Origin of the sequence: Tsukamurella pseudospumae (genome assembly GCF_001575205.1) — a bacterium.
GTDB lineage: Bacteria > Actinomycetota > Actinomycetes > Mycobacteriales > Mycobacteriaceae > Tsukamurella > Tsukamurella pseudospumae.
In genome coordinates this window covers 1-7171 of the sequence record NZ_LSRE01000033.1, presented here as the reverse complement: position 1 = coordinate 7171, position 7171 = coordinate 1, and the positions used below count along the sequence as shown (strand labels likewise).

The window sequence follows — 7171 nt, the reverse complement described above, 5'->3', positions numbered from 1 at the left end:
TGCTCACGGCCGGTCAGGCCGGTGACTCACCGATGTTCCTGCCATTGATGAACCTGCTGCGTGTCGGCCGGACGCGAGGCCGGCCACGCACCCGCCCGAACGCTGTCCGCGGCGACAAGGCCTACTCATCGCGGGCGATCCGTGCTCACCTGCGAGCGCGCGGGATCAAGGCCGTCATCCCCGAACCCGACGACCAGAAGGGACACCGCAAACGGCGCGGCTCCCGCGGCGGGCGACCCGTCTCGCTCGATACCGCCGACTACCGCAACCGCAGCGTCATCGAACGCCGCTACTGCCACACCAAGCAATGGCGCGGCCTCGCCACCCGCTACGACAAGCACGCCGTCAACTACCGCGCAGCAGTCGTTCTCAACGCAGTGATCGCCTGGTCGAAAGCTTTGTCAGACACGCCCTAGCTGCCCATCAGTAATGTCAGCATCGCCGACCACGGTGATCCTGTGTCGTGAGGGGTCGATCCCGAGAGTCAAGGCACCGTACGTGCTGGGCTTGCCGATGTGCGGCAGAGTAGCCGGGTCCAGCCCGGCGCCGATGACCGCTTGGCCGAGTCCGGGAATGTAGTGTCCTCCGCGGGAAAGGACAGTGTCGATGTGTGTGAGTGCCAGCCCTAGCGGAACCGAGTCCGGATACTCCCGCCGGTAGGACACAGCGATAGTTCCGGCATTCTCGGTCCTGGAGTTCAGGACGCATATCCCGTCTGATACCGGCCACCGGTGATCCGATTGTGCCGTCACCTCGAATCCGGCGGAAGCCAAGTGCTCAGCCAGTTGCTCATTGCCGGGAGTATAGATCTTGCTCTCGTGGCCGTACTGTGCCGCGATCCAAGCTGGGGCGAGGTCGAGCGCTGTCCGGATGTTCGCGACGGCAACGTCGCATACTCCCATGGATTGAAGTTTGGCAGCGATCGTCCTCTGGTCTGCGACATCGTTGTTCGACAAGTAGTAGGTGTCGCTCGCCGGTAGGCGATTGACGATGCCTATTACCTCGACGATGGGGACTTCACTGCTGTAGATCGTCCCGTCGAGGTCGATGATGTAAACGGATCGTTCGGACTCGATCATGTCTGAGGGGAGACGATCGCGAATGGATCATCGTGTGGGTCGGTCCGCACCTCGAGCTCGATGATCTCCGTCGCGTACTGTGCTGTCTCGTTGCCGTGCAGGTGCCTGATCAGCGCTGCGGTCATGTCCATACCGGCGGCGACACCGGATGCTGTCCAGAACTTGGAGTCGGTCACCCACCGTGCCCGAGGCTTCCAGTCCACGTTCGGACCGAACGATCTGACCCAGTCGAAGGCCTTCTTGTTGCTGGTAGCTGCGCGACCGTCCAAGATTCCCGCTATTGCCAGTGCTGCTGTGCCCGTGCACACTGAGGCCACGATCTCCGCGGTTTCCGCTAGCGCGCGAAGGCCCTCCAGGGCCCTCTGGTCGGCGACGAGTCGCTCGATTCCGATCCCCCCAGGCACGATCAGTATGTCGACCGGCTCAGCGTCGGCAATGGTCGTGTCCGCGATGACGCAGACGCCCTGAGAGCTCTGGACGGTGCACGCGTTGGTGCTGATGAAGCTCAGCCGGAAGAGTTTAGGCAGCACACTGAGGATTTCGGCTGGGCCGAAGGCGTCGAGGAGCTCGAAGCCATCGAAGAGGACGATTCCTACGGTTCTGGAGGGCCGTGCGCCGCTGATGTCGGTCATGGGAGGTCCTGTGCGCTGGCGCATCCGGTGAGGGGCTGCTCGATGAAGTGGGTGAGTCTGCCGTCCTGATGAACAGGATCGTACTTGGCGCGGGCTTCGGCGTGACTGGTCAGTCGCGGCCGGCCGGAGGTGTCGTAGACCAGTACCGAGTGCCAGGGGGTGGTCCAGACGTCGTCGTCCGGTGCGATCAGTTTGATGCCGAGTTTTGGTGAGAGCCGGGGCTGGGGGTGGATGGAGAGCCTGACTGCCTCGGGGAAGTGGATATCGAGGATGTTTCCCCAGGCTGCACTGAAGCGGATCAGCTGGTACGCGCGCTGTTTAGCGTACTTCTGGAGCTGTGACTTGGTTCCAGCCCAGTCGACGGTGTCGGCGATCATGAACCTGGTCATGCCGCGCAGGAGCCGGGCGGAGTTGCCACCGGCCTTGACGTCCGCACGGATGTCGTCGAGCGCGGGTGCCCACTGGGTGTCGAGCTGGTGGCGTTTGGCGGCGAAGTCTCCGTCGCCCCAGATCTCGCGGAGGTCGAAGGTGCTGAGGTGGGATAGGCCTTCGTCGGCGATCATCTTCACGAGGGCGTCGTTGTACTCGACGATCGTTTCGTCGTCGACACCGATGATGTCGGTGAAGACGTGACCGTCGGAGCAGATGGTCACCCGTGCTCCTGGCGGATGAACGTGAGATATCTGGCTGCAGATCTCGTCGAGAACGTGCAGTGCGACCCGCTCGGCTTCATCGGGCAGCGTGCCGGCCACTTTGGCCGGGTTGGGGGACTTGCACGGGAAGCCCGGAATGATGAATTCAATCCGGATTCGCCGCTCGACTGCGGCGCGGATTGCCGCCAACTGCACGGGCCAGTCATCAGGCGTTGGCCCGTCGTCATCGGTGGTACGCCGGCGTGGCAGAAGCCCCGCAAGGATCTTGCGTGCGACCTGGTCCGCCTGCTTGTCTTCGCAGTCGTTTCTCGAGGTTGATGTGCTCACGCGGGTTTCACCGCGCTGTACCGGATGGGCAGTTTCGTCACACCGCGAGCGAGTGGGGCGTGGAGGAACTCGAGGTCGGTCTCTTCGCAGTCAAGGCGCAGGTCTGCGATGCGCGCGGTGATCGCAGTGAGGGTCTCCTGGATCTGGATGCGCGCGAGATGCGCACCGGGGCAAAAGTGCACGCCGTGGCCGAACGCCAGGTGCGGATTCGGTGTTCTCTGCAGGTCGAGTTCGGCCGGGCAGCGGAACTTCGCCGGGTCACGATTAGCGGCCATCAGGGAGATGATCACCGAGTCGCCGGCGGGTACCGTGTGATCTCCGAATTCGGTGTCCTCGGTGAAGAATCGCCAGGTGGTCTGCCCGAAGGCGCTCTCGTACCGCAGGAGCTCTTCGGTGGCGCGATCGATGCCATCGGGATGAGCGACGAGCCACGCGTGAGCGTCGGGATGGCGCAGCAGCGTCAGGATCGCCATCCCCAGTTGGTTGGTCACGGGGTCCTGGCCCGCGGCGAGCAGCTGGAAGATGATCGAAGACAGCTCATTCGAAGTGAGATCGCCGTGCTCGTGTTCGCGGACCAGGCGTGCGAGCAGGACACTCTGATCGCCAGAGCCGCCGGTGAAGTGGGCGACGACGTCGGCAATGTAGCCTTCCAGCCCGCGTAGCAGCCCTTCGTAGTGGGGCCGTCGGGGATCGTCCGGTCCTACTGGCGCTACGACGCCACCCCATGCCGGGTCAAACTGTTGCGCAAGGTTGTCCGGTAGGCCGATCGCATCACGCAAGGCCAAGAATGGTAGCCGGCCCGCGAAGCCCTCGATGAAGTCCACGGATCCGACAGGGAGGTCATCGATCAGAGCGTGCACATGTGCGCGGATGCCGGCGCGGTGCGCTTCGGAACGCCGGGCCGTGAAGTGGTCGGCGATCATCGCGCGCATAGCGGTGTGCCGAGGCGGATCCTGGTGTAGCAGGTGGACTTGCAGCCGCGAGTGCTGTGGTTCGGGCATGATCGATGCCTTCGCATGCCACTGGGCGTTGGCGCGGGCGTGGTTCTTCCCGAGCCGGTCGTCGCCCAGGGCCGCGTGCGCGGCGTCGTAGCCGGTGACGAGCCAGGCGTTGATCGCGGGGAATGCGACCGGGTGAACCGGTCCCTGCTCGCGCGTTGACGAGAACAGGGGGTGGGGGTCGCGGTAGTAGTCCTCACCGTACAACGGTGCAGGCTGTTCGCTGGTGCTCATGGAATCGGCTTCCGTCCGGCTATCGAGATGTGCTGACGGAGTCAACGATGGCCGCGACCTGTTCCGCGTTTGCGGGGCCGGCGAGCGTCATGTCTTCGGACGTGGTCCGGATGTAGCGTTTCTCGCGTACCGCCTTGAGTCCGCGGGTTCGGGGGTCGGCCTCGAGCGAGGTGATCGCGGCATCCTGGGCGGTTCGTACTGAGGTGTCATCGCCGGTACGTCGAACGGCGATCGTGATCCAGTCCGGGTCGGCGGCTACGAGGTCTTCGTAGGTGAACTTGCCGAACGCGCCGTCGATGCGTCCACCCAGTGGGGTGGTTCCGGCGAGGGTGTAGATCGCGTTGGCGATCTGCCGGTTTCCGGGTGTGGTCAGCGTGTCCTTGCTCGCTGCGACATCGAAGTGGAAGACGGTCGGCGTCCTTGAGCCGGATCGGATCTTGCCGCGAGCTGACTCGATTGTTTTCTTCATGGATGTGACCATCTCGTCGCCTGTCTGGCGGTGACCGGTCAGCGCGGCGAGGTCGCTGATGTCGGAGTAGACCTGGTCGAGATCGGTGCGGGGACCGGGGAGGAACTTCGCGCACGCAGATGACTTGATGAACACCTTCGTCAGGTTCGCGGCCTGGAACTCCGCGGCCGTGGGCTCGGGTGTGCCCATCATGTCCATGCTCGCGAACGTTGCCAGGAACACCTGCGCGCCGGAGGATAGGAGCTTCTCTTTGTCGATGTTGCCGTCCGAGAGTCGTTGGGCGGAGGTGAGCTTGTCGCGGACGTCCGGCGCGAGCGCGTCGAGCCCTCGCGCCCAGCCCACACCTGACACTTGTTGGCCGGCTCCGAGGCGCGCGAGTAGATCCGCGCCGGCGTTGTTGGAACTGATGATCTTCGTCGGTGCGGTGTCGAACCGGTGAGAGTTGCGCCCCTCGCAGTCGGTCGTCGTCACCGGCTCGAATGCCGTGCCGGACGTTGTCGAGGAATCTGCCGTCGTTCCGGAGCACGAGCAGAGAACTCCACCGACGGTGACGAGGACCGCCGCGATCGTTGCCCGCCTCGAGATTGTTGTACCCATCACTGTTTTTTCACCCTTCACCATCGGCGATCAGCTCAGTGATGACCGCCGCCTCAGAGGATTAGTCGGATGCCGTGTCGATCGAGTTCCCGCGCCCTGAGCTCGCGAGGATCACGGCGGTGTCGACAGTGGTGGGACCTGCGAGTGCTGCATCTCGTCGAGCTAGCTCAGCTTCGGTCGCTTGCTGACTTGGATCGCCGCATCGATGGCAATGAACAGGGCCAACGAGAAGGCCCAGTACGGCAGCAACCAGCCGATGGGTAAAGCGATCACGAGCGCCCCGATGCGGACCGGCCAGCCGACCGCCTTCCAAGTGCCCAAGGCGGTCCCCATGCCACCACGTGTGGGCCGCCGCTTCCACCACATGCGGTAGCCCAAGACGACTATTGCGACTATCGCCATCGCAACGGCGAGCAGCGTGATCTGGAGAGGTAGACCGAACATCGTGCCCATGTGTAGGTAGATGCCCCAAGACGAGAGTTTGCTGAACGTCGGCAAGTCACCGAAGTCCTGACGCGCGATTGTTCGCCCGGTAGCTCCTGCGACGGAGATTTGATCGGAGGCAACTCGACCGGGCACCCACAGCTCGGAAGCCTTCCAACCGCCGTCCATCGCGGTCGGTGGATACAACCGCAGCGGCCCGGTCAGGCCCTCGGCGCGAGCGGTTTGCAGTACCCGTGTAGCTTGCCCAGCTGTGTCCAGAGGCACGGTTTCGGCGGCAGATACCTTTGTCGCGATCGGAGTTGCCTTCCAGTTCATCTCCGCCACGATCGTATTGACGCTCTTGCCCGCAGTGTTGGACCAGGTGATCCCCGTGAGCGAGAGTCCTATCAGGACGACCGCCACGACGGAGCCGGTGATGGCATGGAGATTCATTGCACGCAAGCGGGAGCCCTTCTTCGACGGCAACCCTCGGAGCATGCGGGGGATCGGGCCGCGCAGCTTGCGCTTGCGGCGCCTCACCGAGCGCCACCACAGGAACGTACCGCCGAGCACGAGGAACCACAGCCAGGATGCAGCGAGTTCCGAGTACACAAATCCGGGCTCACCGAGATGCAGGTTCTCGTGAAGCCCCGACACCCACCGCCGCAATGGAAGCTCCCCCAGTCCGGAGTAACTGGGTAGATCACCGATCACCCGACCGGTTCCGGGATCGACGAACACCGCACGCTGTTCGTCAGCCTCGATACCGGGGTCGTTGAACAAGATCCGAGTCGGATCGCCCGGCCTATCCGAGGGCCAGATCTGCGCAACAGTTAAGTCGGGGTGCGTCTGTTGTGCTGCGAGAATCTGAGCCTGCAGCGGAACCTGCTCGGCGGACGCCGGGACCTCCAGGACAGATCGGTACACGAACGATTCAATGCTGGGGGACATCGCATACAAGCCACCAGTAAGGGCCGCGAGCAAGATGAACGGAGCAACAAGCAGCCCGCCGTAGAAATGCAACCGCGCCAGTAGCGCCTGAATCTGAGCCGCCAAGGGCGGCCGCCGAGGCCGACGCGGTGAGGTCGGCATCTGATCGGGCCGCTCGCCCTGGCCTTCTCGGTCCTCTACTGCTGTCATAGGTCGCTCCGCTCACGTTCCGGTCATCCGGCACTCGAGTCGCCAGATGTGAGTCCACAGGTTTAGTCGGGCGAGGATGACTGCGCTCGTTGATTCTCCCCAGTTCTGCTAACTGAATCTCCCCACTTGTGTGCACCCGCCAAGTAATGGGCGGGGCCTCCCCGTGATGCTGGTGGTCTCTGACCACGCACCAGCCCTTCGAGGGAGGCCCCGCTCGTTCATGCTCACACAAGGAGAGACCGTGGAAGCACATGCTCTGCGCAAGCAGGGGTGGACGATCTCAGCGATCGCCCGTCATCTGGGACGGGACCGTAAGACCGTCCGCAACTATCTCAACGGGGTCACCGAGCCGGGTGTCCGCCACCGGGACGAGGACCCGTTCGAGCCGTTCGCCGAGTACGTCACCAGCCGCTTGCTCGAGGACCCGCATCTGTGGGCGCAGACCCTGTTCGACGAACTCGTCGAGATGCGGTTCAAGCAGTCGTATTCGTCGCTGACCCGGCAGATCCGGGACCGTGGCCTGCGCCCGGTGTGCCCGCAGTGCACGACCGCGGTGAACCGTCCGAACGCGGTGATCGAGCACCCGCCAGGCGAAGAGACGCAATGGGATTGGTTGGAT

General features: G+C 63.8%; 8 protein-coding genes. 2 read left to right on the top strand and 6 right to left on the bottom strand.

The features are described 5' to 3' along the window. Positions 1-416, top strand: a 416-nt coding sequence (locus AXK61_RS16420; RefSeq protein ID WP_156485714.1) for a transposase, incomplete at its 5' end; no start/stop codon positions are given. On the opposite strand, the gene AXK61_RS16415 is transcribed toward AXK61_RS16420, so the two are convergent. The 6 genes from AXK61_RS16415 to AXK61_RS16390 all read right to left on the bottom strand — a co-directional run bounded on the left by AXK61_RS16415 (position 402) and on the right by AXK61_RS16390 (position 6468). Then, a complete protein-coding gene (locus AXK61_RS16415; protein ID WP_068746388.1) occupies positions 402-1079 on the bottom strand; it encodes a hypothetical protein in 678 nt (225 codons plus the stop codon). The genes AXK61_RS16420 and AXK61_RS16415 overlap by 15 nt on opposite strands. Then, positions 1076-1711, bottom strand: coding sequence for a DJ-1/PfpI family protein (locus AXK61_RS16410; protein WP_068746387.1), 636 nt, complete (start codon positions 1709-1711; stop codon positions 1076-1078). The genes AXK61_RS16415 and AXK61_RS16410 overlap by 4 nt, the downstream gene beginning before the upstream one ends. Further along, positions 1708-2691: an isocyanide synthase family protein gene (locus tag AXK61_RS16405; protein ID WP_068746386.1), complete on the bottom strand. Its 984-nt coding sequence runs from the start codon at positions 2689-2691 to the stop codon at positions 1708-1710. The genes AXK61_RS16410 and AXK61_RS16405 overlap by 4 nt, the downstream gene beginning before the upstream one ends. Continuing rightward, positions 2688-3923 carry a cytochrome P450 gene (locus tag AXK61_RS16400; RefSeq protein ID WP_068746385.1) on the bottom strand — a complete coding sequence of 412 codons (1236 nt, stop codon included), beginning with the start codon at positions 3921-3923 and terminating at the stop codon, positions 2688-2690. Before AXK61_RS16400 ends, AXK61_RS16405 begins: the two co-directional genes overlap by 4 nt. 19 nt (positions 3924-3942) lie before the next feature. Then, positions 3943-5013, bottom strand: a complete 1071-nt coding sequence (locus tag AXK61_RS16395) for an ABC transporter substrate-binding protein (RefSeq protein ID WP_082789393.1) — start codon at positions 5011-5013, stop codon at positions 3943-3945. A gap of 138 nt (positions 5014-5151) precedes the next feature. After that, the gene (locus tag AXK61_RS16390) at positions 5152-6468 is read right to left on the bottom strand and encodes a PepSY-associated TM helix domain-containing protein (protein ID WP_231855580.1); all 1317 of its coding nucleotides are present in this window, start codon (positions 6466-6468) and stop codon (positions 5152-5154) included. Positions 6469-6772: 304 nt separating this feature from the next. Here AXK61_RS16390 and AXK61_RS16385 point away from each other — a divergent pair. Continuing rightward, on the top strand, positions 6773-7171 hold a 399-nt coding region (locus tag AXK61_RS16385; RefSeq protein WP_156485715.1), incomplete at its 3' end, for a helix-turn-helix domain-containing protein.